At 66.8% G+C, this 24,921-nt stretch carries 22 protein-coding genes and 1 riboswitch; of the genes, 7 read left to right on the forward strand and 15 right to left on the reverse strand.

The window, feature by feature from the left end; translation table 11 throughout:
- Nucleotides 1-109: 109 nt before the first annotated feature.
- Genes OG405_RS07445 through OG405_RS07455 form a run of 3 tightly spaced genes read left to right on the forward strand, consistent with a single transcriptional unit; the run spans nucleotide 110 to nucleotide 9,272 of the window.
- Nucleotides 110-1,051: a prenyltransferase/squalene oxidase repeat-containing protein gene (locus OG405_RS07445; protein WP_327150879.1), complete on the forward strand. Its 942-nt coding sequence runs from the start codon at nucleotides 110-112 to the stop codon at nucleotides 1,049-1,051.
- Nucleotides 1,048-8,430, forward strand: a complete 7,383-nt coding sequence (locus OG405_RS07450; RefSeq protein ID WP_327150880.1) for an SDR family NAD(P)-dependent oxidoreductase — start codon at nucleotides 1,048-1,050, stop codon at nucleotides 8,428-8,430. Before OG405_RS07445 ends, OG405_RS07450 begins: the two co-directional genes overlap by 4 nt.
- Before the next feature lie 5 nt (nucleotides 8,431-8,435).
- Nucleotides 8,436-9,272, forward strand: a complete 837-nt coding sequence (locus OG405_RS07455) for an alpha/beta fold hydrolase (protein WP_327150881.1) — start codon at nucleotides 8,436-8,438, stop codon at nucleotides 9,270-9,272.
- 10 nt (nucleotides 9,273-9,282) lie between these two features.
- Here the strand turns inward: OG405_RS07455 and OG405_RS07460 are convergent, their stop codons facing one another.
- A complete protein-coding gene (locus tag OG405_RS07460) occupies nucleotides 9,283-10,125 on the reverse strand; it encodes a MaoC/PaaZ C-terminal domain-containing protein (RefSeq protein ID WP_327150882.1) in 843 nt (280 codons plus the stop codon).
- 507 nt (nucleotides 10,126-10,632) lie between these two features.
- Between OG405_RS07460 and OG405_RS07465 the strand changes: the two genes are divergently transcribed.
- Nucleotides 10,633-11,286 carry a hypothetical protein gene (locus OG405_RS07465; RefSeq protein ID WP_327150883.1) on the forward strand — a complete coding sequence of 218 codons (654 nt, stop codon included), beginning with the start codon at nucleotides 10,633-10,635 and terminating at the stop codon, nucleotides 11,284-11,286.
- Between the two features lie 27 nt (nucleotides 11,287-11,313).
- On the opposite strand, the gene OG405_RS07470 is transcribed toward OG405_RS07465, so the two are convergent.
- The 6 genes from OG405_RS07470 to OG405_RS07495 form a co-directional block, all read right to left on the reverse strand.
- Entirely contained in the window at nucleotides 11,314-12,522 is a 1,209-nt protein-coding gene (locus OG405_RS07470) for a hypothetical protein (protein ID WP_327150884.1), read from the reverse strand.
- A gap of 293 nt (nucleotides 12,523-12,815) precedes the next feature.
- A complete protein-coding gene (locus OG405_RS07475) occupies nucleotides 12,816-13,163 on the reverse strand; it encodes a rhodanese-like domain-containing protein (RefSeq protein ID WP_327150885.1) in 348 nt (115 codons plus the stop codon).
- A gap of 64 nt (nucleotides 13,164-13,227) precedes the next feature.
- Nucleotides 13,228-13,395 (reverse strand): hypothetical protein, encoded by a 168-nt coding sequence (locus OG405_RS07480; protein ID WP_327150886.1) that lies wholly within the window; start codon nucleotides 13,393-13,395, stop codon nucleotides 13,228-13,230.
- 57 nt (nucleotides 13,396-13,452) lie between these two features.
- Nucleotides 13,453-13,899 carry a 6,7-dimethyl-8-ribityllumazine synthase gene (locus OG405_RS07485; protein WP_327150887.1) on the reverse strand — a complete coding sequence of 149 codons (447 nt, stop codon included), beginning with the start codon at nucleotides 13,897-13,899 and terminating at the stop codon, nucleotides 13,453-13,455.
- Nucleotides 13,900-13,975: 76 nt separating this feature from the next.
- Nucleotides 13,976-14,142, reverse strand: a riboswitch (FMN riboswitch).
- Nucleotides 14,143-14,206: 64 nt separating this feature from the next.
- Nucleotides 14,207-15,418, reverse strand: coding sequence for a phospholipase D-like domain-containing protein (locus OG405_RS07490; RefSeq protein ID WP_327150888.1), 1,212 nt, complete (start codon nucleotides 15,416-15,418; stop codon nucleotides 14,207-14,209).
- 175 nt (nucleotides 15,419-15,593) lie between these two features.
- Nucleotides 15,594-16,292, reverse strand: coding sequence for a hypothetical protein (locus OG405_RS07495; RefSeq protein ID WP_327150889.1), 699 nt, complete (start codon nucleotides 16,290-16,292; stop codon nucleotides 15,594-15,596).
- 285 nt (nucleotides 16,293-16,577) lie between these two features.
- Between OG405_RS07495 and OG405_RS07500 the strand changes: the two genes are divergently transcribed.
- Entirely contained in the window at nucleotides 16,578-17,675 is a 1,098-nt protein-coding gene (locus tag OG405_RS07500; RefSeq protein ID WP_327150890.1) for a winged helix DNA-binding domain-containing protein, read from the forward strand.
- 54 nt (nucleotides 17,676-17,729) lie between these two features.
- Here the strand turns inward: OG405_RS07500 and OG405_RS07505 are convergent, their stop codons facing one another.
- From OG405_RS07505 to OG405_RS07540, 8 genes are all read right to left on the reverse strand, one after another.
- Entirely contained in the window at nucleotides 17,730-18,287 is a 558-nt protein-coding gene (locus OG405_RS07505) for a hypothetical protein (protein WP_327150891.1), read from the reverse strand.
- 246 nt (nucleotides 18,288-18,533) lie between these two features.
- Nucleotides 18,534-19,052, reverse strand: coding sequence for a flavin reductase family protein (locus OG405_RS07510; RefSeq protein WP_327150892.1), 519 nt, complete (start codon nucleotides 19,050-19,052; stop codon nucleotides 18,534-18,536).
- On the reverse strand, nucleotides 19,049-19,411 hold the full coding sequence (locus OG405_RS07515) for a cupin domain-containing protein (protein WP_327150893.1): 363 nt from the start codon (nucleotides 19,409-19,411) through the stop codon (nucleotides 19,049-19,051). Before OG405_RS07515 ends, OG405_RS07510 begins: the two co-directional genes overlap by 4 nt.
- Nucleotides 19,408-20,886 (reverse strand): 4-hydroxyphenylacetate 3-hydroxylase family protein, encoded by a 1,479-nt coding sequence (locus tag OG405_RS07520; protein ID WP_327150894.1) that lies wholly within the window; start codon nucleotides 20,884-20,886, stop codon nucleotides 19,408-19,410. The genes OG405_RS07515 and OG405_RS07520 overlap by 4 nt, the downstream gene beginning before the upstream one ends.
- Entirely contained in the window at nucleotides 20,886-21,563 is a 678-nt protein-coding gene (locus OG405_RS07525) for a DUF2848 family protein (RefSeq protein ID WP_327150895.1), read from the reverse strand. The genes OG405_RS07520 and OG405_RS07525 overlap by 1 nt, the downstream gene beginning before the upstream one ends.
- Nucleotides 21,560-22,330, reverse strand: coding sequence for a carbon-nitrogen family hydrolase (locus OG405_RS07530; protein ID WP_327150896.1), 771 nt, complete (start codon nucleotides 22,328-22,330; stop codon nucleotides 21,560-21,562). The genes OG405_RS07525 and OG405_RS07530 overlap by 4 nt, the downstream gene beginning before the upstream one ends.
- Before the next feature lie 109 nt (nucleotides 22,331-22,439).
- Nucleotides 22,440-23,207 (reverse strand): alpha/beta fold hydrolase, encoded by a 768-nt coding sequence (locus OG405_RS07535; RefSeq protein WP_327150897.1) that lies wholly within the window; start codon nucleotides 23,205-23,207, stop codon nucleotides 22,440-22,442.
- A gap of 14 nt (nucleotides 23,208-23,221) precedes the next feature.
- Nucleotides 23,222-23,662 (reverse strand): nuclear transport factor 2 family protein, encoded by a 441-nt coding sequence (locus OG405_RS07540; protein ID WP_327150898.1) that lies wholly within the window; start codon nucleotides 23,660-23,662, stop codon nucleotides 23,222-23,224.
- 119 nt (nucleotides 23,663-23,781) lie between these two features.
- On the opposite strand from OG405_RS07540, the gene OG405_RS07545 reads away from it, so the two are divergent.
- The gene (locus OG405_RS07545) at nucleotides 23,782-24,435 is read left to right on the forward strand and encodes a GntR family transcriptional regulator (RefSeq protein WP_327150899.1); all 654 of its coding nucleotides are present in this window, start codon (nucleotides 23,782-23,784) and stop codon (nucleotides 24,433-24,435) included.
- A 141-nt stretch (nucleotides 24,436-24,576) separates the two neighbouring features.
- A complete protein-coding gene (locus OG405_RS07550; protein ID WP_327152261.1) occupies nucleotides 24,577-24,882 on the forward strand; it encodes a hypothetical protein in 306 nt (101 codons plus the stop codon).
- Nucleotides 24,883-24,921 lie beyond the last annotated feature (39 nt).

Raw genomic sequence — 24,921 nt, forward strand, 5'->3', positions numbered from 1 at the left:
ATGTGAACAATCGAAATACTTTTGGTCGCGGTACTCTCCCGGAAAACACTCGGCGTTAGCCGACATGCTTTCCGCTCATTTCGAAAGCCGTTCGCTATCGGTTCATCAGGTGGTAGCGGATGCCTGCGAGTATTTCCGCGCGGCCCAGCAGCCCGACGGATCGATCGCGGAGGACCCCTCGATCGTGGTGTTCCAGGAGTGGGACTCGGTCAACGCGCTGAAGGCTATCGCGCTGTGGCACAGAGAGTTACCCGCTGAATTCGACTCCGTAACCGACCGGGTACTCGCCTTCCTGGCCGGTCGCGAGAGGCCGACCGGTATGCTCAGCTGGGGCGCGGCCGAGATCGGACCCGCCGAGTACTGTACGGAAACCAGTAGCGAGTACATCTCATCGCTCGCGCTCCTCGGATCCGGTGCGGAGGCCCGCCGGAAAGCGGAATTCCTGCGGAGCAGGCAACTACCAGAGGGTCCGTGGGCGGAAGTACACAGTCATATCCCGCGGGCTTTTCAACTGGAGTCCTCGGTTACCGGGTTTGCCCTGTGTGCACTGGACGAGGCCGGGGTCGACCCGGACCGTCTCGACGAAGCCCTCGATTATCTCGCCGGTAGGCAGGATGACGAAGGTCATTTCGGAATCAACTGGTACTACTACTGCACGCACTACTACCTGATGCGCCCCGCGGTTGCGGCCCTCGTGCAGTTCGGCAACTACGCTGCCGCGGCCCGAGCGCGTGATTTCGTATTGAAACAGCAACGGCCGGACGGCAGCTGGTTCTCCGAGGTCGCCGGGTTCCGAGGTGAGCCGTCGGCGCCCGAATTACAGACCGCGCTCGCGCTGATGACACTCGCCCATACCGGAATGGGAGTCGGCGAACCTCCGGTGCGGCGCGCGGTGGACTGGCTACTGGACCGGCGGCGCGACGACGGCTCCTGGTTCGGCGGCAGGTACCCCTACCCGGAGACCGAGAGCTACAGCGCGTTTCGTGCCACTCAGGACGTCTACACCACGGCGCAGGTGCTCGCCGCCTTCAAATATCTGGAGCAGCAATGAACTACAGCGGTAGCGAGCCTGTGGCCATCATCGGGATCGGGTGCCGGCTACCCGGCGGCGTCTCCGGACCCGGGGAACTGTGGGATCTCCTGGAACAGGGTGTGGACGCGATCACGCCCACACCCGAAGACCGCTGGGATGTCGACCGGTTCTATTCACCGAAACCGCAGCAGCCGGGCCGGATCAGCGCGCGCCACGGCGGCTACCTCGACGAGGTCGACACCTTCGACGCGGCCTTCTTCGGAATCTCGGGACGTATCGCCGAACAGATGGACCCGCAGCAGCGACAGCTGCTGGAAGTGACCTGGGAGACCTTCGAGGACGCGGGTATCGTGCCCGGCGCCTGCGCAGGAACTCGGACCGGTGTGTTCATCGGTGCGTGCAGCCAGGACTACGGTGCGCTTCAGTCCGCGCCGAGTGAAGTGGAGGGGCTCGGGCCGCATTCGGCGACCGGCACCTTCATGAGCATCGTCTCCAATCGGCTTTCCTACACATTCGATCTGCGCGGGCCGAGTATGACCATCGATACGGCGTGCTCGTCCTCGCTGGTCGCCGTGCACCTGGCCGTGGAGAGCCTGCGCCGCGGGGAGAGCGAGCTGGCCCTGGCCGGTGGCGTGAACCTGATGCTGACACCACAGTTCGGTATCGCGCTGAGCCAGGCCGCCATGCTGTCCCCGGGCGGCCGGTCCCGGGCGTTCGACGCCGCGGCCGACGGCTATGTCCGCGGCGAAGGGGTCGGGCTGGTGCTGCTGAAACCGCTCAGTGCCGCCCGCGCCGCCGGCGACCGGATCTACGCACTGGTCCACGGCAGCGCCGTCAACCAGGACGGTCGCACCCAGGGCATCACGGTGCCCAGTGGCGAATCGCAGCAGGCCAACTTCCGCGCCGCGCTCGCGGCGGCGGGGGTGGCGCCCGCCGAGATCGGCTACGTGGAGGCGCACGGGACCGGTACACCGGTGGGCGACCCGATCGAGGCGAACGCGCTCGGCCGGGTCTTGAGTGCCGGACGGGAACCGGGCCGTGCCGCGCTGTTGGGGTCGATCAAGACGAATATCGGTCACCTCGAGGCCGCCGCGGGCATCGCCGGGTTGATCAAGGCCGCCCTGTGTGTGCGGTATCGGCGAGTGCCGCCGAGCCTGCACTACCGCGAGGGCAACCCGGATATCGATTTCGAAACGCTGCCCATCGCGGTGGCCGCGACCGGACAGCAGTGGCCCACCGGGCATGCGGTGGCCTACGCCAGCGTCAACTCCTTCGGTTTCGGCGGTACGAACGCAAATGTCGTCCTGGGCGAAGCGATCATGGAACCCGAGCCCGCTGCTGAACCCGGCGGACCCGAATCCGCCCCGGCGCCGACCGTACTCACCTTCAGCGCGCGCAGCGCGGCGGCTCTCGACGAACTGGGTGCGCGGCACGCGGCGGCTCTCGACGAGGCCGGTGATCTGGCCTCCTACAGTGCGGCCTCAGCGCTGCGGCGCGGCCACCACGAGTTCCGCCGGGCCGTCGTCGCCGGCGATACAGCGGAGGCCGCGGCGAAACTGCGCGCGGGCCTGGTGGTCACCGGGCAGGCCCGCCGCGGCGGCAGCGGGAAGATCGCGTTCGTCTTCAACGGGCAGGGACCACAGTGGTACGCCATGGGGCGCACCCTGCTGGAAACCTCCGAGGTGTACCGGGACAAGATCGTCGAATGCGACCGAGTCGCTCGGCAGTACATTGATTGGTCGATTCACGAGGCGCTCACCGCCGACGAGGAATCGTCGCGCATCGGGGAGACCCGCTACCTGCAGCCGACCATGTTCGCACTCCAGGTGGCGCTCGCCGCGCTGTGGCGGTCCCGGGGTATCGAGCCGGACGCTGTGGTCGGGCACAGCATGGGTGAGATCGCCGCCGCGCACGTCTCGGGGGCGCTGAGCCTGTCCGAGGCGCTGAAGGTCATCTGTCACCGGGCGCGGATCCAGGACGAGGCGGACCCGACCGGCGGCATGATGTTCGTCGCGGTTTCCGAGACACAGGCCGAGGAACTGGCCGCGCGGCATCCCGACGATGTGTGGGTATCCGCCTTGAACAGCCCGAAAGCGAGCACTCTGTCCGGGCGACGCCCGGTACTCGAGGCATTGGCCACCGATCTGGCCGACCGTGGGATCTTCGCTCGCCTGCTTCGGGTGAACTGTGCCTGCCACAGCCGCGATATGGACCCGCTGCGGGAAGAGCTCCTCGAAGCGCTCGGGGAGATCGCGCATTCCGATACCGATATCCCGCTGTATTCGACGCTCACCGGCGCCCGTATCGAAGGTTCGGAACTCGGCACCGAATACTGGTGGCGCAATTTCCGGCAACCGGTGCTGTTCGAATCGGCGATCCGGGCAATGCTGGCAGCCGGCTACGACACGTTCATCGAGCTGAGCCCGCATCCGGTACTGGCCAACTCGGTCACCGAGATCTCCGCCGACGCCGTCGTCGTGCCGTCGCTCCTGCGGAAGAAGGACGACTGGGCGGTATTCCTCGACACCTTCGCCCGGCTCTACACCGGCGGTCACGCAGTGGATTGGCAGCGCCGCTATCCGGCCGGTGCCCCGGTGATCGAGGTGCCCGGGAATCCGTGGATCCGGCAGTCGTTCTGGAACGAGAGCGAGGTCTCGCAGCGGTACCGGGCGGGCGGGCAGCGCCATCCGATGCTCAAACCGGTGGACGGAGCCCGGCCGACCTGGGAGATCAGCTGGGACGACCACCGGCTGTCCTGGGTCCGGGAACACGATGTGTTCGGTTCGGTGATCGTGCCGGGCGCGGCCTATATCGAGGCGGCCTTGGCCGCGGCGGCCGAGGCGACAGGGCAATCGTGCGCACTGGAGTTCGTCGAATTCGAGCGCGCGTGTGTGCTCTCGGACGAACCGCAGGTCAGCCGCCTCGAACTCGACCCGGAGAACGGGACCTTCGAATTCGGTCAGCGCTCGGTGCGCGGTGACACCTGGTTGCGCAATGCCCGCGGTCGTTTCCACGCCCTGGACTCCGGCGCCGAGTGCCCGGAGGTCTTCGACCTGGCCGCGATCCGCGAACGGTGCACGGCAACCGCGAAAGCCATCGATGTGTACGGGCGGTTCGCCGAGTGCGGCTATGCCTACGGGCCTGCCTTCTGCGGTATCGATCGAATCGATATCGGACGGGGTGAGGCGCTCGCTCGTATCACGGTCCCGCGGGTGCTGCGTCGCCGCGGCGACAACTATCTGTTCCATCCCGCCGTACTCGACGCCTGCTTCCAGAGCGCCATCCTGCATCCCGTCCCGCAATATCCGGGCCGCCTGCTCCCGATCAGCTATCTGCCCACCGGTATCGAGCGAGTCCGGGTGTACAACCGGGTCGAAGTGCCGGTGTGGTGCTACACCCGGCCCCGTAGGAACGACGACACCTTGCTCGTCGATATCTACCTGCTCGACGATTCGGGTGCCGTGGTCGCCGAATACACCTCGTTGTCCGGTAAGGCGGTGCGTACCCGTACCGACCGCGCGGATGCCGGCCTCGACGAGCATTTCTATACCCTCGAATGGCAGTCGGCCGGTCTGGTGGCCCCACCCGAGCGCAGCGCGTTCACCGCGGATCCCGGCGCCGTCGCCGCCGATATCGCCCCGCTGGCGGAGCTGCTGTCACAGCGATTCGACAGCACGGCCTACGCCACCGGGTATCAGCGCGATATAGCCCGATTGTGTGCGACCTATGTGGCCCGCTGCCTGCAGGCGTTCGGACCCGCGGACGAGTTCACGGTGGCGGAGCTCGTCGGCCTGCTCCCGAAATATCATCGCGCCCTGCAAGGCTTGCTGAGGCTGCTCGTCGATTACGGCATGTTGGGTGAGGACGGTGAGAAGTACCGGCTCGCCGCGGCGGCCGAGGACGACGCGGAGGCGCAGTGGGCGGCGCTGTTCGCCGCATATCCCGCCTGTGCGTGGGAACTGCTGCTGCTGCGCCGAACCGGCCCGCATCTGCACGAGGTACTGACCGGTGCCGCCGACCCCCTCGAATTGCTGTTCGCCGACGGATCCCTGGTGGATCTCGAGGCGATCTATCAGAATTCGCCGATCGCCCGGTTCTACAACGTACTGGGTCGCGAGGTGGTGCGCCGCCTGGCCGATTCCGCCGACCGGCGGCGCACCATCCGCGTGCTGGAAGTCGGTGGCGGCACCGGCGGGCTCACCGCGAGCCTGCTGCCCGTGCTGCCCGCCGACCGATGCGAATACGTCTTCACCGATATCTCCCCGGCATTTCTCGCCTCGGCCCGGGAACGTTTCGCCGGGCACGATTTCGTGGACTATCGGGTGCTGGACATCGAACACGATCCGGCTGCTCAGGGAATCGACGCCGCGACATTCGATCTCGTGGTCGCCTCCGATGTGGTACACGCGACCGCCGACGCCAAGAAGACATTGCTCTTCCTGCAGGACATGCTCGCACCCGGCGGCATGCTCATGCTGCTGGAGGCCACCCCGGGTAACCCCTGGCTGGACCTGACCTTCGGCCTCACCGAAGGCTGGTGGTCGTTCCGGGACCAGCGGTTGCGCCCCCAGACCCCGCTGCTGGCGGCGGCGGGTTGGGAAGAACTGCTGCGGTCACTGGACTTCGATGACGTGGTCGCACTCGGAGATCCGGCGCACCGCGGCGCCGGATCACAGTCGGTGATCGTGGCCCGCACGGCCGCCGAACAGCTACTGCCGGCCCGCTCGGTCCCGGCGCAGCCGCTGGGCACCTGGCTCGTGCTCGCCGACGGCGATCCACTGGCCGAAGAACTGGCCGGCGAATCGGAGCGGCACGGCGGACGCGCGATCGTGGTGCGTGAACCGGGCGATATCGATATCGACGAGGTGGCGCCCGACGCGATCATCGACCTGCGTCGTGGGCTAGGCGGTCCCTTCGAGGAGGAGCTGATCGCGACGACCGGAGCCGTCCTCGATCTCCTGCGCCGCGTCTGCCGCGACAATCGCGAAGAATGGCCGCGAATTGTCGAGGTGACCCGTGGAGCGCATGCGTTCCGGTGCGCGGAAACCGACCCCGCCGGCGCCGCGGTGTGGGGTCTGGCCGCGGTGGTCGCCGTGGAACTGCCGCGGTTGCGTTTCACCGCGGTGGATCTGGACTCCGAGCCCGCACCCGGAGATCTCGACGCGATCCTGGCGGAGATATCGGCCGACGGCCGCGAACGGGAAGTCCTGGTCCGTGGCGGTGAACGGTTCGTCCGCCGACTCGAATCCGGGACGACGCGCCCGGATCTCGTCTCCGGGACGACGGTGCCGACGGAACACGGCTTCGTACTGACCTCGGCAGCGCCCGGCGCGTTGGATTCGCTGTGTTACCACCAGCGCGACCGTATCGCGCCCGCGGCCGGGGAGGTCGAGATCGAGGTAATCTCGGCGGGCTTGAATTTCCTGGATGTGATGACCGCGCTCGGCCAGATCCCACCGTTGGAATCGGCCACCGAGCTGCGTTTCGGTGCCGAATGCGCGGGAGTGATCACCCGGGTCGGCAGTGGAGTCGACGATTTGCGTGTGGGTGAGGCGGTCGTGGCGGTCAGCCCCGCCCAGGGCAGCCTCGGTACCCATCTCACTATCTCCGCGGCCCATGTGGTCCCGAAACCGGAAACACTCGGTTTCGACGCGGCCGGATCGGTTCCCATCGTTTTCCTCACCGCCTGGTACGCCCTACACGAACTCGCGCGGATCGGCGCGGGGGAGCGGGTCCTGATCCACGCCGGTACCGGCGGCACCGGCCTGGCCGCGGTGCAGATCGCCCGCGCGGCCGGAGCCGAGGTGTTCGCGACGGCCGGTAGCCCCGCCAAACGTGACCTGCTGCGCGCCCTCGGCGTCCGTGCGGTGTTCGATTCGCGGTCACTGGATTTCGCCGACCGGATCCGCGCGGCTACCGGTGGCACGGGCGTGGATGTGGTGCTGAACTCCATCGCCGGGGAAGGGGCCGCGCGTAGCCTGGCCTGCCTGGCCCCCTACGGGCGCTTTGTCGAATTGGGCAAACGTGATCTGCTGCAGGACCGCAGGATGGGGTTGCGTCCGTTCCTGCGCAATCTCACCTATTTCGCCTTCGATCTGCGACAGCTGCTGGTGGACCGCCCGCAGGCGACCAATACGGTGTTCCGGACATTGATGGCGCGCTTCGCTGCCGGGGAACTGCGGCCGCTGCCCTATCGGGTCTTTCATCCCGCGCAGACCGAGGCGGCCTTCCGGCATCTGGCCGCCGCCCGGCATGTGGGCAAGGTGGTCCTGGCGATGAACGAACGGGAGGTCGCGGTGGTGCGTCCGCCGCGGACGCCCTCGTTCGGCGGGACCTGGCTGATCACCGGCGGTCTCGGTGGTTTCGGGCTCGCGATGGCGGAGGCGCTGGCCGCGTCCGGCGTGCGCAGCCTCGTCCTGCTCGGCCGGTCCGGAATCGGTGGCGAGGAACAGGCGGCGCGGGTCGGCGCTCTGCGCGAACAGGGCGTCCAGGTGGCGGTCGAAGCAACGGATGTCTCTGTTCGCGCCGAGCTGGCCGCGGTACTCGATCGCATCGCGGATCGGCTGCCGCCGCTGCGCGGGGTGCTGCATTGCGCGATGGTGCTGGACGACGCGTTGCTGGCCGATCTGGATGCGGAACGGGTGCGTAAGGTGCTGGCGGCCAAGGCGTTCGGCGCGCGGCACCTGGACGAGCTGACCGCCGGCTTGCCGCTGGAGGCCTTCGTGCTGTTCTCGTCGGCGACATCGATGGTGGGCAACCGGGGGCAGGGCAACTACGCGGTGGCCAACGCTTTCCTCGACCAGTTGGCCCATACGCGGCGGGCCCGTGGCCAGGTGGCGCTCTCGGTCAACTGGGGCGCGATCTCGGATGCCGGATACGTGGCCAGACACGACGATATCGGCCGCTTCGTCGCCGCGACCGGGATGCGTGGGTTCAGCGCCGCCGCGGCCTACCGGGCGCTGACGACACTGTGGTCCGGTACCGCCGCGCAGGTCGGGGTTCTGCCGATGGATTGGCCGCAGTTCTTCGGCCACCACGGCATCACCCCGCAGACCCACCCGCGCTACGAACGGCTGGCCGCCCACGCCTCCGGGACGGTGGCGTCGGCCGTGGGCGGTTCGCTGCGCCAGCAGCTGGACGCGTGCGGTGCGGGTGAGCGCGCCGAACTGCTGAGCGGTGCGCTGAAGACCCGGCTCGCCGCGGTGCTGGGTATCCCACTCGACACGCTGGACGAGAACATGCCGCTGATGGACTATCTGGATTCCTTGCTCGCGGTGGAGATCAGCGCCTGGTTGGAACGGGAGCTGGCGACCAAGGTCACGATCATGGAATTGATGAAGGGACCGAGCGTGCTGCAATTATCGGATCTGGTGCTGGAACGGCTCGACCGCCGGTGACCGGGATGGACGAGGTCTCCTTCCCGCTACCGAAAGCCGGTATCACCATGCGTGGCCGGCGCAGCCGAGGCGGTAGCGGACTGCCTGTGCTGTGCCTGCACGGCATCCTGGACAACTGCGCCGGTTTCGATCCGCTGGCCGCACACCTCCCCGGTGCCGACCTGATCGCGCTCGACCTACCCGGCCACGGTCTGTCCGATCCGGTGCCGTCGGTCACCTGCGGCTACCTCGATTACGCGGCTTGTGTACTCGAACTGGCGCATACGCAGGGCTGGGACCGGTTCCGGCTGATCGGCCATTCGCTCGGCGGTGCGGTGTCCTCGCTCGTCGCCGGAATCCATCCGGACAAGGTCGATCGGCTGGTGCTCATCGACGCCATCGGACCGCTGTCCGCCGATCCGGAACACGCGGTGTCCGGTATCGCCCGATATCTCGACACCTATCTCCGTGGCGACCGGCACCCGGTGTACCGCAGCCGGATGCACGCGGTGAAAACGCGGGTCCAGCTCGCCGATATTCTCCTCGACACGGCGGAACTGCTGGTGGAGCGAGATCTGATCGAGGCAGCGGAGGGCTTCTCCTGGCGCCACGATGTGCGGCTCAATCGGGGGATCACCCCCACTCTCGCCGAGTCGCAGGTCCTCGCCTTCCTGGCCGAGATCACCGCACCGACACTGCTGGTGGCGGCCGAACGTACCGCGCTTGTCGAGCCCTACTACCCAGCTCGGATCGGTACCGTCCCGAAGCTGCGTCAGGTCACCCTCCCGGGCGGACACCATCTGCACATCGAGAACGTCGAGGCCGTGGCGCGGGAGATCGCCGCATTCCTGCTCTCTGGCTGAGGGGTCGTGCTCATCGGGCGCGCAAGACACCGATCAGCACCGATCTGTCCCCGCGTTCGGGAACTGTGGTGTGGTACTGGTGTTCGCTGTCGCCGGTCCAGATCCGCGTGCGCAGTGATTCACCGGGGAACACGATGCCGGTGAACCGTCCGGAGTAGGCGCGCACCCGTGCGATATCCGCATCGAGCACGGTATCGACCAGCGCCGTGCAGACCATTCCGTAGGTGCACATCCCCTGCATGATCGGCCCGTCCAGACCGGCCGCGCGTGCGAAGGCGGCATCCGTGTGCACATTGTCGTGCATCGAGTTCTTCTTCCCGCAGCGCTGGTACCACACGGCCTGTCGATCGTCGGTACGCACGACGATCTCCGCGTCTGCCGGCCGGGCCGGGACGGGTACGTCCGCCGGGCGTGCGGCCGATCCGGTGGCGGTGCCCTCGCCGCGCGCGTGGATCCGGGAGACCCCGGATACCAGTAGTGCGCCGTCGGGTCCGACCAGCTCGGTACGCTGCACCAGAACGGCGGCGGTACCCTGGTTTTCGATCTCCAGCAACCGGCTGTGGCAGCGGGCGATCCCCGACTTCTCGATCGGGGCGTGCACCCATAGTTCCTGCTCCTGCTGCAGCAGGGTGGTCAGATGCAATCGGATGCCGGGAAAGCGGATCTCCGGGGGCTGCCGGTGATAGAAATCCGGGGAGGCGACACCGAAGGCTCCGGGCGCGGTCATGGCGAAGGTGGGCAGCACTCCTGATTGCCGATCCCGCTGCCCGACAGCGTGCCGATAGCGCTGGGTGTCGGCTGCGTACCAGCTGAACACCTGTTCCGGGAGCACCAGCCCGGTCGCGGTCGGCACATCTATGGGCATAGTCGGCGGCTCTGCTGCTCGATGCTGCAATTCCCGGCCACGAAGGCAACTTACCCGGCGGGTGCTCGCAGTACGTTCCCGCGACCGGGGAAGTCCGGGCTTGCCGATGAGTGCTCGCGGCGCCTCGGAACTGTTCGGCAGTGGGTGGCCGGCACCGCGGCGGCGCCCACCCGGGCATCCACCGGCAGCCCGGGGCGTCACATCATTGTGTCCGGCACGGGTCGTTTCGGCGGCCGGTACGAGATCCGACTGTTGCCGGCCGTTGCGTCCCGCGAAGTTTGTGCCGTGCGCCCCGGGGAAAGCCGCGAGTGTCCGCGGGTCGTCCGCGCCCCGCACCGACGCCGGGAGAATGACATGGACTGTCGTGCCCTCGCTCTCACCACTCTCGTCGCATGTTGCGCTCTCACCCCGCCCCTCGCGAGCGCGGCCCCGGTGCCCGCACCGGTACCTCCCACCGCGGTGAGCGAATCCACCGCGTCTCGAACGGTCATCTCGGTGCGGACTCAGAGTGGCCTGCACTGGGGTTCCGCCGAGGAGCATCAGGTGCGCAGCGCCTTATCGCTGGCCAAGCTCTATCTCACCGATTACGCGCTGCGCCGCGGCGACGGCTCGGCGGACGACCGCGCGCTGGGCGAGCGGATGATCCGCTTCTCCGACGATGCCGCCGCTGACGCGGTGGAGGCGAAATATCCGCAGGCCATCGCGATCGTCGCCATGGAATACGGGTTGGCGGAAACCCGGCCGGGCGCGAATTGGGGCAGCTCCACCACCAGTACTGCCGATGTGGCCGACTTTCTCGATGCCAAACAACGCACCGACGCGGCCTCGCCGATTCTGACCTGGATGGCGACCGCGGCTCCCCGCGCCGCGGACGGTACCGAACAGAACTGGGGAACGGCTGTGTTACCCGGTGTCCAGGGCACCAAATGGGGGTGGTCGGATGCGGCACCGCCAGAGGTCGCGTCGGCGTCGTTCGGCCCCGGTTTCTCGGTGGCCGCGCATACTGCCGGCAGTCCCGAGGATCAGACCGCTGATGTGCTCGGTGCCCTCTCGACCGTCCTCACCGCGAGCGGTGGCCCGGTCGGGATCCCCGCACCTGCGCGAACCGAAGGCCCGACCCGGGCGCCGGTGGGGACGTGGTCGGGTTGAGCATCCTCGACCGCACGCCATCCCGGTTCACCGGCCGCGCGCCGGTCCGGGGTTCGAACAGAGCCGCAGCGCGAAAAGCAGATCGGTGTTGCGTACATGCTCCGGCTGGTCGACGCCACGGAGGAGTCCGGCCCGGCGGATCCAGCTGTGGTGCCAGTGGTGGGAGTGGGGAACGGTGATGCCGCATCGGGCGGCGGTCCGGCGCAGGCGGCCGCCCGCCCCGCCGATGGCCCCGGCGAACAGTTTCGCCGTGAGGCCCGCGTGTGCTTCCTGATAGATCCGGGCGGCGTGCAGTAGTTCCCACACCGGCGGCGGAACGACCCAGACATACACATCGGCAGCCTGCCCGTAACCGATCGGTCCGGTGAAGACGAGCGCGCCTCGGGTGATCGCCGTACACGGAACCGACCTCAGCTCCACCATGGTGGCGCCGGTGCAGAGCACCATGGCGAGGGCCGCCGCGTCGACCGGGTTCGGGGTGTGCGCCCGGATCCGTTCGAGCAACTCGTCGTCGATACGTTCGGTGGTCAATCCCGGCCCCACCGAGTAGTTGAGATCCGCGGGCAGGTCCAACCGCATACCGTGCAGCAGGAACCCCGCCTGCGCGCCCCGGAGGCGGGCGATGGTGTGCCCCCGGCCCGGGCTGCCACAGACGAGTTCGCCCAGGAACCGGTACAGCCCCAGGATTTCGCGTTGCTCGCCGGTGTTCCCCGCCTCGGGCAACCCGGGCGGGGCTTGCAAGTACTGGTCCCACAGGTAGTCGGCCGCGTTGTGTCCTGCCGCGGAGTGGGTCGCGTGGCGGCACGGTCGCCCGGTTCGGGCTGTGAGCCAGCGGCAGGTCGCGTCGATACCCTCGGCATAAACGGCATCGAGCCGGGCGAACTCCTCCGATGTCAGGCTGCGGTACGCGTCGGCCCGGAAGGTGGGGACATCGCTGTCGGGTATGCAGGTCAGAAGATCGTCTCCGGTGGTCATCGTTACCTCGGGGATCCCCGCTGTCCCCCCGGCCTCCCGGTAGCCCATCTTGAGCGTCATGGGTTCGGGCACCGCCTTGCCCGCGGCCGGTGCGTGCTGAGCCTGCCGTCCGGTCAGCCATTGATGTACCTGTTGTTCCGGAACTCCGAGTTTCCGCGCCGCGGCCCGCACATCGTCGATGGACAGTTTGCCGCTCTCGTCGAGCCGAATCAGCCGGTCCAGCACGGACGGACGCAGCGCGGAGTCGCTGGTCTCGGTCACGGGGGACAACCTCCTGGGTCCGGGGCTCGGACGATATTTCATTTCTCCCTCGGAACATTCGATCACTTACTCGACCGCGAGATGAAGCGATCAACGAGAACTTAACCGTTATTGACAAAGATTGGGTACTCAGAATAGTTGCGGAATGTTGGCAGGGATGTGCTCTGAATTGGTGAATAATTCCGGCTCGCATGATTTTGTGCAGGGACCGATATCGCCCGTACGCGGTACAAAAAGGTGGCCGTCGGATTGCTGACGACTTGGACTGCCGAGGCCTTCGATCGGTGCGCGGGTCACCGCTCCCGAAGTGGCCCCCCTTCCAGCTCTCCGCCTGCGGCTCGCCAGTCGACCAGTCCGCCGGACATGTTCTTCGCGTCGAAGCCGTACTCGATGAGCAGATTGGCGGCACCGTAGGATCGCAGGCCGCCGGTGCAGAAGGTGATCAGCAGCCGGTCGTCCGGCAGTTCTTCGCATTCTGCTGTCAGCTGTTCGAGCGGGAGATGGATGGCGCCGGGGATATGGGTGCGACTCCACTCGAACTGCCGGCGCACATCCACGATCAGTGCTCCGTTGCCGACGGCGCCGATCGCTTCCCGGGCGGAAAGTGAGGGTGCGCGGTACAGGTAGTGGCGGATGCCCATGGGTGTTGTCCTCGCTGCGTCGGGCACGACTCGCGGTCCGGCCGTGCTTCATGGGCCGCCGGTATCAGGCGGATGTGCCGGGCCGGACGATCATGAGCACCACCACGATCAGCCACAGCGTGTCGTAGCAACCGGCGAGCATACTCAGGGTCCGTAGCCGTCGGCCGTCGTCGGGTGTATCGAGGGCTTGGCGCCGCATGGGGTGGATGGTGGTGATGGATGCCGACGGCACATCGGGTGACGATGTGCCGTCGGCCGCGGCGGACTTCGCTGCGCGGTCGCCCGGCCGTCAGGCGGGGACCGCGTCCAAGGCCAGGGTGGCTGCGATGGCGTCGGCCAGTTCCGCACCCTTGACCTCGAAATGCCGGGTGAAGTAGTCCAGGTGCTCGCCGTGCTCGTGGAAGTGATGCGGGGTGAGTACCGCCGAGAACACCGGCACATCGGTGTCGAGCTGGACCCGCATGAGCGCGTCGACCACCGCCCCGGCGACGAAATCATGCCGGTAGATACCACCGTCGACGACCAGAGCGCAGCCGGCCACAGCCGCGTACCGGCCGGTGGTCGCCAGCCGCTTGACCTGTAGCGGGATCTCGAACGCCCCGGGAACCTCGATCACATCGATATCGGCGAATCCGTGCCCGGCCAAACCGGTTCGGCAGGCCGTCACGGCCCGGTCGACGATATCGGCGTGCCAGCGCGCGGCGACGAGAGCGATACGGTCGGGTGTGGGTGACATCGGTTTCTCCTGTTCGCTGTGTCACCCAGGGCATAGCAACGCGAACGGGAGCGGCCCGCACACGGGCCCTCCGATGCCGCGTTCTCTTTCATCCGGACTGTGACCGTCGGCTCCGGGATCGCACCGGGATCTGCTCGACCCACCCCATCCGAGGATGCGGTGGCGCTCGCGGGCTCGTGCACCCGGATCGATCCGGGTGCCATCACCGCCGGTGGGGAATTCCACCCCGCCCTGAGAACGTGTACAGAACGGACATTAACAATGCCGAGAAGTCACCGCAACAGCCGTCCGGGTGGGTGATAAGGCCTCACAGATAGCGGCGAATCGGCCGGACCGCGGCTTCCTTGACACGCTGCCAGGGCGAACGACGATGCCATCGCTTTTCCTCGATCGGTTCGCTGACTCTCTTGTCGGTGTCGAACTGCCCGTCGAGGGTCGCGGTGAACTGCCGGTCCAGGGCTACGAGCATGATCTCCTCGTCGTGGTCCAGCGAGCGGCGGTTGAAGTTCGTCGAACCGATCAGGGCCGCGATCCCGTCCACAGTGATGACCTTGGCGTGCATCATCGTCGGCTGATACTGCAGAATTCGCACGCCACAGGCGAGCAGGGCGCTGTAGAAATGCTGACCGGCCAACTGGCAGACGCGTTTGTCGGTATACGGGCCGGGCAGCAGGATCTCGACTTCGACCCCGCGCCGGGCGGCGGCGCAGAGCAGTTCGACGAAGTACTCGTCCGGTGCGAAGTAGGCAGTGGCCAGCCGCAGCCGTTGCTCGGCCGATTCGATGACCACTCGTAGCAGTGTCTGCATATCCTGCCAGCCGACGCCGGCCGAACCGCGAACCACCTGCACGATCGCCGAACCGGCAGGCGCCTGTGCGGTGAAGCGGTCGCGGTCGTCGAAGAGTTCGTCATGGCATTCGGCCCAGTTCTGGGCGAAGGCGGCCGCGACTCCGTCCACCGCCGGGCCCTCGACCTGGACGTGGGTATCGCGCCATTCGTGCTCGTCGCGCGCGTCACCGCACCATTCTTCGGCGATGCCCACCCCACCGGTGAACGCGCAACGTTCGTCGACGACGAGAACTTTGCGGTGACAGCGATGGTTCTGCTGGAGCGGTGACAGGTGCAGCGGTTTCCGGAACCACGCGATCTGCACACCCGCCCGCTCCATCATCGTCAGGAGTTCCTTCTCGATCGACCGGCTGCCGAAACCGTCGAGTAACAGGCGCACGCGGACGCCGGCTTCGGCGCGCTCGGCGAGCGCGCGGGCGAACCGGCGCGCGATCTCGCCCTGCCAGTACACGAAGGTCATCATGTCGATGGTGTGCTCGGCCGCGTCGACGGCGCTCAGCATCGCCGGGAAGATCTCGTCACCGTTGCGGAGCGCGACCAGCCTGTTGCCCTCGGTGGCGGCCACTCCGAGAAGCCGCTCCAGCCGCCTGCGCATACGCGCAGTCGCGGTGTCGGCGTCTGTGGGCAGCGGCGATTCGCCGGACTCCCGCAGATCTCGGGTAACGGTCATGACAACTCCTCTGTGCTTCGCCATCTCGTGGAACTCTGCCGGTAGCGGCTCTCGGCATCTGCCACGATGCGAGATCCGGGCTGGGCAGTTCCGGATATACCCCCGGAGATCGGGGGATCACATCCCGGACCGGTCGGCTCGTGAGCCGCGCCTCTATGTCACCTTCGGGTGCCGGTCAGGTCGGATCGGTGATGAGGTGGTGGTACGCGGTGTCGAGCGGGATATCGACGGCGAACCAGGCCGCGGGTCGATCGTCATCGCGGGGGCACCAAGCGGTCGCGATACACAGCCGGGCGACTTCCGCGGTGGTCAGGCCGGGCAGGTGCCAGGCAATTCGGATCGGATCTGTGTACCGCACACCGTATTCGGTGGTCGTTTCATCCGCACCGATCGGCAGCAGATCCGCCCAATCGGCGGGCATCAGCCGACCATCCGCGGCATGCATGGCGAGCAGATCGTAATCCGGTCCGCCGATCGACACCATGAAGTGTTCGTTCTCGACACTCACCGCCGCGAGACATTCACCGGAGTCCGGTCCACCGTATGCGTTGGCCGGCACATCGGTCAGTTCGGCCGATACGACCAGTCCGGACAACCCGTCGCGGGCCTGAACCTGCCAGATTCCGGCCCATATCGGGACCGGTGAGCCGCCGTCCCAGGGCTGCACGTCGATGCTTCCGAGCAGCAGATCAACTGTTGCGGTTCGGTGCCGCCACCGGTATAGGCAAGAGCCGTTCGCCAAACGCCACACGGTATTCGGCTTGGCCGGCAGTGCCTCCGAACCGAGCGTGACGGAGAATTCGACAATGCCGAGGGGGGTGTCGATCACAGGTGGACGACGGTCTGCCTGTGCCAGATTGTCGGTGCGGAGCATGCGCCCCATCATGCAGGTCCGCGCTCACCAGGAACCGGCGGGTCGGGAACGCCCCGGCAAAGCGTGTCGCCACCACAGACGCCGAGCCGAGTCCGGTCCTGTCGGCCGCAGCGAAGGCATAGCCGAGAACATCCCCGTCCGGAGTAGAGGACACAACCTGGCCACTATCCCTGCGAATATTGCTCATGTAAGCCATCGAGCCGAATCTGGAGCAATCGTGTCACCTACCACCACCCACCGGGAACTCACCGTGGTCGGTCACCCAGCGGGCGGTGGTCCGCCCCGATGACCGTACTGTCCACCCGCGCGCTCAATCGGGCGACGCTGGCCCGGCAGCTGCTGCTCGGCCGAGCCGAGCTGCCCGTTCTCGATGCCGTCGCCCATCTGTGCGGTGTGCAGGCGCAGGAACCGCAGGAGCCGTTCGTCGGCCTCTGGTCGCGGTTGCGCACCTTCGATCCGGCGGACCTCGACGATGTGCTGACGACACGGCGCGTGGTACGCATCCATCTCATGCGTCGCACGATCCATCTCGTCACCGCTGGTGATGCGCTGGCGTGGCGGGCGCGTCACGACGCGATGCTGCGGCAACGAGTACTCGGGGTCTATCGTCGCGAGTTGGCCGGCGTGGACCTGGACGAACTCGCGACGGCGGCCAGGGCGATACTGGCAGACGGGCGGCCCCGCACGATGCCCGAACTCGGCCGGGAACTCGCAGCGCGCCGACCGGCCGTCGGACCGCGGCCCTTGGGCGAGATGGTGGTCGCGGCTCTCGTCCCGACGGTGCAACTGCCGCCGCGCGGGCTGTGGCGCCGCAAGTCCGGCGCCCGCACCGTGCCACTCTCCTCGTGGCTGGGTCACGATATCGACAGGCCTGTCGAGGACGGTTCCGATCCGGTCGGGCAAGCGCTGGTGCTGCGCTACCTCGCCGCGTTCGGGCCCGCCGCGGTGGCCGATCTACGCGCGTGGTGCGGCCTCTCCGGGTTTCCCGCCGCAGTGGCCGCGATCCGCGACAAGCTGATCGCTTTCCGCGACGAGAGCGGCCGTGAGCTCCTCGACCTGCCGGATGCGCCACGCCCCGATCCTGATACACCTGTCCCCGTGCGGTTCCTGCCGGCGTTCGACAACGCGATCCTCGGCTATCACGACCGTAGCCGGATCATCGACGATGCCCATCGCGGACTGTCGGTCGCCGGTGAGCGCACCGTGCTGATCAGCGGCCGGGTCGCCGCGACCTGGTCTCTCCGGGCCGACGCGCTGACCGTCACTCCGTTGCGCCGACTCGACCGAGCCGAACGCACCGCGGCCACTGAGGAAGGTCGAGAACTGGCGACATTCCTCACCGACGACGACAACCACCCGGTACAGGTATCGGCCGCACCCTGAACGGCGGCGGACCATCGGCGCAGCCGAACCACATCCGGCCCGACACGGACATGATCATCCGTTGATCCCGGGCCGTCGGAGCCCCCGCCAGGATTTCGGCAGGACGATCCGCCCTTCGAGTACGAGGCAGATCAGCCCCTCGTAGCCCTGACGCATCTCTGCCAGGTGGTCCCAGGCGCGGTGACGCTCGGTCTCGTCCTCGCCGTGGTGCAGAGTCCAATGCGCGCACGCCCATGCCTCCGCGACGCGCGCGACGACTCCGCCGACGGAATCGGTCCCAGGGGTTACGCCGGGCCGTGGACGCGGCAGGAGGCCCTGGACCGAACCATCGATCGCGTTGATCCGATCACCGATCTGTTCATATAGTTCGGGGGCCTCGTGTGGTGCCTCGATCCATCTGAGGTACAGGCCGGACAGTTCCCGTGCCAGCACAGCCATCGGGGCGCCGGACCCGGTGTGTCCCTGGACCGCGGCTATCAGCGCCTCCGGTGTGAGAATCGGCCGGCACTCATCGGTGGCGTCGGTTCCACCGCGCCATCGGCGCTGGACGTCGCCGACGGGCGCGCGCCTCGCTGTGGTCTCGGTGTGGGCCCCTGGTGTTGCGATGGTCATCGCCGATGCTCCGATCGGTCGTCGTACGGTATCCGGTTGGCTCAACACAGGCGGGCCGCGTTGCCGGGACGCCGACTGTCCGATGGTTGCCTGTGGGACGAGGTAGGCGTCCCGCAGGCAACCGCGAACCGCCCCTTCCCGGTGGGGCCGGCTCCCGTTTGTTCCGTCACTGTGCTCGGTCGCGGAGGACGGAACGAAATCTGCCCGGCGGGGAGCTGGGTGATCGCTCCGTTCGGGCTCGGGTGGTCAGAAGAACCAGTGCTCGGGTTCGCTTCCGTGTGGCACGATGCTGCTGAAGTTGCCGCGGAAGAATCCGAGTGCTCCGCCTTCGCGTGAGCAGAGATCTCGGACGGCGCCGAAGACGACTGTGTGGTCGCCGGCTTCGACAACCCGCTCGACGTCACAGTCCAGGTGAGCGAGAGCATGCGGAACGACCGGTACTCGATGACCGTCGTATTCGAGCCCGAGGCCGGCGAAGTGGTCCTCTCCGCGCTGAGCGAAGCGTAGAGCGATGGTCTGCTGGCGGCTCGACAAGATGTTGACCGCGAACCGCCCGGCCGCCACCACCGCGTCGGCACTGCGAGCTCCGCGGTTGAAACAGACCAGCAGCAGGGCCGGCTCCAGGGAGACGGAGGTGAGCGAGTTGATGGTCATGCCGTGCGGAACGCCGTCCGATTCGGTGGTGACCACGGCTACGCCGGTGGCGAACCTGCCCATCGTTCTGCGCATCGCGGAGGCGTCGACGGCCAGCGGTGTCATTGTCATCCTTCCTGCTCCTCGGGCGCCGGATAGCGGACTTCGAAGGTCAGCACGCCTTCGTCGGAGCGCCAAGGTCCGTGCGGCATACCCGGTGGCCGGCAGGCGTACTGACCCGCGCTGAACGTTCGATCGAGGCTCAGGTCCACGAATGAGCCCTCGAGGATATAGACCTCCTCCCAGAAATCGTGGCGCTGAACGCCCATCGGGGTGGAGTCGGCGCCGGGTGCGTAGCGAAGGATCCGAGTGGCGATGCCTGTCTGCGGGTCCTTACTCAGAATCCGCTCGGTGATCAGCGGGTCGCCACCCGGACAGATGGTGAATCCGATGTCACTGACCGGAAAGAATTCGAACTCCGGTTTACTCATGCCGACACCTCGCCCAGTTCGGCTACCGGCAGGTCCGAGACACCATAGGAGGCCAGGAACCGTTCGACCGTGCGTAACGAGCCGGCGTAGTCGAAGTTGCGGAACGCGTAGCCCTTCACGACGAATGGGGCACCGGCGTAGAAGAGTTCGTACTGCTGATGGCGGCCTGCGAATTCGCTTCCGATGGCGTCCCAGGCGAGTTTGAACAGTTTCACTCGTTCGACGGCTGAAATGTCGGGGCTGCTCACGTATCGGTCCATATCGTCGCGAGTCGGCTCGCCGATGAGCTCGTTGACACTCGACGGCACCTGCAGCACGCCACCGCCTGCGAGGTCGCGCACGATTTCGATCACCCGCGGGTGGATCTCGGATTGCAGGCCCATCGCGCCGTACAGGGATCCGGCGCCCGGCCTCCACAGCCCCTGTTCGTCCGGTGCTGCGGTATGTTCGGCGGCGAGTACCCCGGATTCCACGATGGAGACCAGTCCCGCGAGTTCACCGAGTTTCTCGACGACGCCGGGGAACTTGTCGACGCCGTTGACCGCGGCGATCTTACGGGCGATCCCCGCCAGGAACTTCAGCTTCGTCGCGAACCGGATCTGAGCCTGCCAGTTACCGAGTACGTGGGCGCCGGTGTCGAAGAACTGCTTCCGCAGCCCCGGCACATCCTTGTAGACGAAGACATTCTCCCACGGGATGAACACGTCGTCGAACACCAGCAAGGCATCGGTCTCGTCGTAGCGAGAACTGAGCGGATAGTCGAATTCACTCGTCACATTCGGGGCATACGGCCGTCGGCAGTAGAGCTTCAGCCCGGTCGCACCGACGGGGACCGTGAAACTGATCGCGAAGTCGGAGTCCTCGTCCTGCAGGGGTTTGATACAGGAGACCAGGATCTCGTCGGCGACCGCACCTCCGGTGGCGAGCATCTGAGCACCGCGGACCACAATGCCGTCCGCCCGCTCCTGCTTCACTCCCACCTGGATGAACTCGCCTTCCCAAGCATGCGCGGTGGTAGCGCGCGAGACTTGTGGCGGGATGATCGCGTAGGAGACATAGAGGTCGTTCTCGACGACTCGGCGGTGGAAGGCCAGAACATTGTCGCGGAGCCCGCGTTCTGCCGAGAACGCCTCGGGATGCAGCGAGAACGCGGAGACGAAGGCGCCGACATGATCGGGCGAGCGGCCCACCCAGCCGTGAGTGTGGTCGGCCCAGACCTGGGCCGCGGTGCGGTATGCCTCGAGGTCCGCCGCGCTGCGCGGTGGCAGGAACAGCCGGTTGACGGCGCGCCCGGTCGTCTCGTCGCTGACCTGCATCCCGTTGTACGGGTCGGCGGCGAGGTCGAACAGGTCGCCGATCGTTCGGGCGATCGGCGCGAACGCCGGGTGGTCGGCGACATTGCCCACCGGCACGCCGTCGACGATCACCTGACGGCCGTCGTCCAGTGCGGATAGATAATCGGTACCGGTGCGCATCAGCTGCTCCTGACAGTTACGTGGTAGTTGAATTCGATAGGCGCGTGACCGGGGACTTCGAGGCTCATACGCCAGTGTTCTCCGTATCGGAAAGCCCCGTCGAGCAACGGCATGGTTCCGCCGAAGAGGACCAGTTCGGATGTGTCCGCGGCCGGTCGGCCCCATGCGGTGAGGAGGTGGCCGATCGGCAGCACCGAAGCCAGGTTTCCCTCCTGGTAGAGGTCACCGTCGACCCAGCAGCGCGCCAGGATGTCATCCCATTCGACGATGCTCGGGTCGCTCCCCAAGTCGATGAGTGTGGATGCGATCGGCTTCGGGCATGCGGCTTTCGAGAGCTGGATGCTGCGGGTTTCGATCTCGCGATCGGTGTGGTCGGAGCCGACGGTGAGGTAGTAGCGGTGGCCGGCGTACAGGAGGACCGGTTCTACCTCGCCGGACGTCGATGCCCCGTCGACCTCGATCGCGGCCTCGGTCGTCAGCCGGTCGACAGCGAGTTCGTAGAACGCGGGAATGCTCTCGGGCCGCGGTACCCCGATGGCAGCGAGCTCGTCGACATGGTGTTCGACCGCGGCGGAATCTCGTCCGGTGTAGCCTCCCACGATGAATCTGGTGGGGGTGAAGGCCAGTGGCTGCCCGGAGTCGGTCCGCAGGTGGAGCCGAGTGGTACTGGTGGTCATGAGCCCTCCACTGATGGCGATCCGATGACGGGCCATCGGCGGTCCGCCAATGCCGGGAATTCGGCGCGCACCCGCTGCGGCAGCGTCGGGTCGAGGTCGGCGAAGGTGAAACCTTCGTCGGCGCCGGCTTCGACCAGCACTTCCCCCCAGGGATCCACGATCCGGCTGTGGCCGCCGAGGGCCACTCCCTGTTGTTCGCCCACGGCGTTACAGGCCAGCATCCACGACTGCTGTTCCACGGCGCGGACGCTGGTGAACAGGCGCCAGTGGTCCAGGCGGGCAGCAGGCCAGGCCGCACATACGGCCAGCAGCTCCGCACCCGAATCGGTGAGACTGCGGAACAACTCCGGGAACCGCAGGTCGTAGCAGGTGGTGATACCTGTGGGTAGCCCGGCGACAGGGTCGACGGTCACCGTCGTGCCCGGCGTGAGCAACTCTTGCTCACGGGAGCCGTAACCGAAGACGTGCACCTTGCGGTATGTGCTCCGGACAGAGCCGTCGGGGGCTACGACCACGGACGTGTTGTACAACCGGCCGAGCTCGTCGATCTCGACGATGCTGCCGAGATGCACGGATACGTGCAGAGCTGCCGCCCAATCCCGAGCGGCTGTCACAGTCGGTCCGGTGAGCGACTCGGACATCGCGGGATAGTCGTCGAACGCGAAGTATCCGACGTTCCACAGCTCGGGCAGGACCAGCAGATCCACCGCCCGCAACCCGGACTCACGGCCGATCGCGGCGTCGACGCGATGCAGCCGTGCGGTCACGGACTCGTCGTCCGGACTCGCGATTTGAAACAGTGCTACGCGCATAGCGCAACTCAGACCTTTCTGGATGGCAACCGAGGACGGCACGCGAGCCGGTGACAAGCGGTGGTCACCGGAACTCGCGTCCGGGCGGTGTGCCGGCATTGCGCAGGTGGGCAACGAGTTCGTCGTTGAATCGCTGCCCGATGCGCTGCACCGCGTGCGGGCTGCCCTCGAAGACGACACGCTTTGCCGACAGTGCCTCGGCCAGGGCATCGGCGACATCCTCGAAACCGGGGGTACCGCCACCGGTGACGACGAGCTTGGGAAACGTCGTCTTCGACAGTTTCTCCAGCGGAACACCTGTATCCCAGGGCCTTTCGGTGGTCAGGTTGCTCAGTGCCTCGGCGAGAGGAGCCGGCAGCGGCGACGGCAGTGCCATATCGACGCCGAGCACCCGGAGGAAACCTTGCCCGAAGGACTCCAGGTCGGTTGTATCGGCCGTATCCCAGTGCATACGTAGCGCGGCGGACAGGTGGTCCGCCGCGGGCCGGCCCGCGCCGTTGGGGAGGGCGGGTGGTTCGATCACCGTGAGCGACCAGACCTTGTCCGGGGCGAGGGCGGCCGCCCGCAATGCCACGACACCACCCATCGAAGTTCCGACGAGGTGGGCACCGTCGCCGAGCAGCTCGGCGATTTCGGCCGCGTCCCGGTCCGGATCGATTTTCGGCGTACCGGGACTCGGACTGTAGCCACGCCGATACGGCGCGATGATCTGGAATCGGTCGGCCAGCACACGCTGCTCACCGAACGCGGCAGCGGCCGAGTTCAAGCTGCCGTGCACCATCACGATGCGGGGTCCGGAGCTACCCCACCGCTCTGCAGCAAGTTCGGACATCGTCGTCTCCCTTCTCACTGCTGCGAGGCCGCGGCGGCCTCGGCCTCTGCCCGCGCGAACACACCACGATCGATGTCCAGTCGGCGTGACTTGAACTTCCACCCCTCGCTGGTACGTACGGCGATATCTGTGTAGATACCGGACGCGATGATGAACGGTGGCTTCTCGACCTGCAGTTTCGTGACCGCGCTGGTGACAGTCGCGGTATCGCCGTCTCCGTTGACGACGTAGTTCGTCATCAAATGCCGGGCGCCGTCTTCTTTGCCGGCGGTGATATGGCCGTTGATGAACTCCCGGATGGCCTCGTGTCCGACGAAAGTGCCATAGGTGGCGACGAACTCCCCTTCGGGGATCCATGCGCCCACCCAGGCATCGACATCGTGGTTGTCGAGCGCCCTCATCTGCGTGTTCGACAGCTTGATGATCGCCAATTCATCTGCAATGGGCAGGGACATCTGAGTGCTCCTATGTCGCGGGGATTGCTGTATGACACCCACCACACTACGACACTAGTATTCGGTATACAAGTGTGTGGCGTGTGGAATCTGGAATACAGGGCTGGTAGCCTGTGAGCATGGCGAGATTGGGCGGCATCACGGCGGTTGAACGGCCACCGACACTTGGTCGGCGCGCCTACCTGCAGATCCAGCAAGCGATCAGGGATGGCAGCCTCACCCACGGTGAGCAGTACTCCGAGAACGAGCTGGCCGAATCGCTCGGCATGTCGAGAACGCCCGTCCGGGAAGCACTCCTCACGCTCAATCGTGAAGGAATCATCACCGTCGAGTCCCAGCGCGGGTTCCGGCTCCGTGAATTGTCCGAGGCCGAGCGCCGCGAGATCTTCGACCTGCGATCACTACTCGAGAGTTTCGTGGCGAGCCGACTGGCACTCAACGCCACAGCCGACGATATCTCGCGGCTGCGCGGGCTCGTCGACGCACAAGAAGGCCTCGGTGAGGGACAGCAATCGGAGTTCCTGGCGCTCGACGAGCAATTCCACCTTCTCCAGTCCGCGACACTCGGCTTGGAACGCACCCACTCGACGATGGTCGGCCTACGTGGGGCTATGTGGCTCATCGGATTCGAGGCACTAAAGCTTCCACGCCGCTACGCGGCAGTCGTGGCAGAGCATCGCGCCATCGTCGATGCCATCGAAGCCGGCGATCCCGAACGTGCGGCCGAAGCGGCACGCGAGCACCTCGCGAACACCGCTGCCGTTTCCCTCTGACCGACCCGCGGAAGGCTGCGGCATCCTGCCTGCCGGCCATCGGGTCGAAGCGGTCTACGAACACACCTACTGGCAAGATCCAGCAACGTGAACGTGTCAGAGTTCGTCTACAACGTCGTGGTCGTCACTCACCTGCTCGGTATGGCGGCGGTGGTCGGTGGATATGCCGCCGGGCGGCCCACCGTGAACGAGGTGATGGTCTGGGGTGCTCGCGCGCAGCTCATCACCGGTGTCGCCCTGGTGGGTATGGCCGAATCGCTGTCCTCCCTGGACAAAGACCTGAACATGGTGAAGATCGGCGTGAAACTCGTCGTCTCGGTGCTGGTCGCCGCATTCGCCGAGATGGGCCGGGCCGACGCCAGGCGCGGTAAGGATCCCGCGTGGATGCCGGACGCCGCGGGCGGGCTGGCGGTCGTGAACGTGCTGATTGCCGTGCTCTGGACCTGATCGTGGCCGATGCCCGTGCCCGGCACCGGCATCGGCCAC

This window comes from Nocardia sp. NBC_01329, assembly GCF_035956715.1.
GTDB lineage: Bacteria > Actinomycetota > Actinomycetes > Mycobacteriales > Mycobacteriaceae > Nocardia.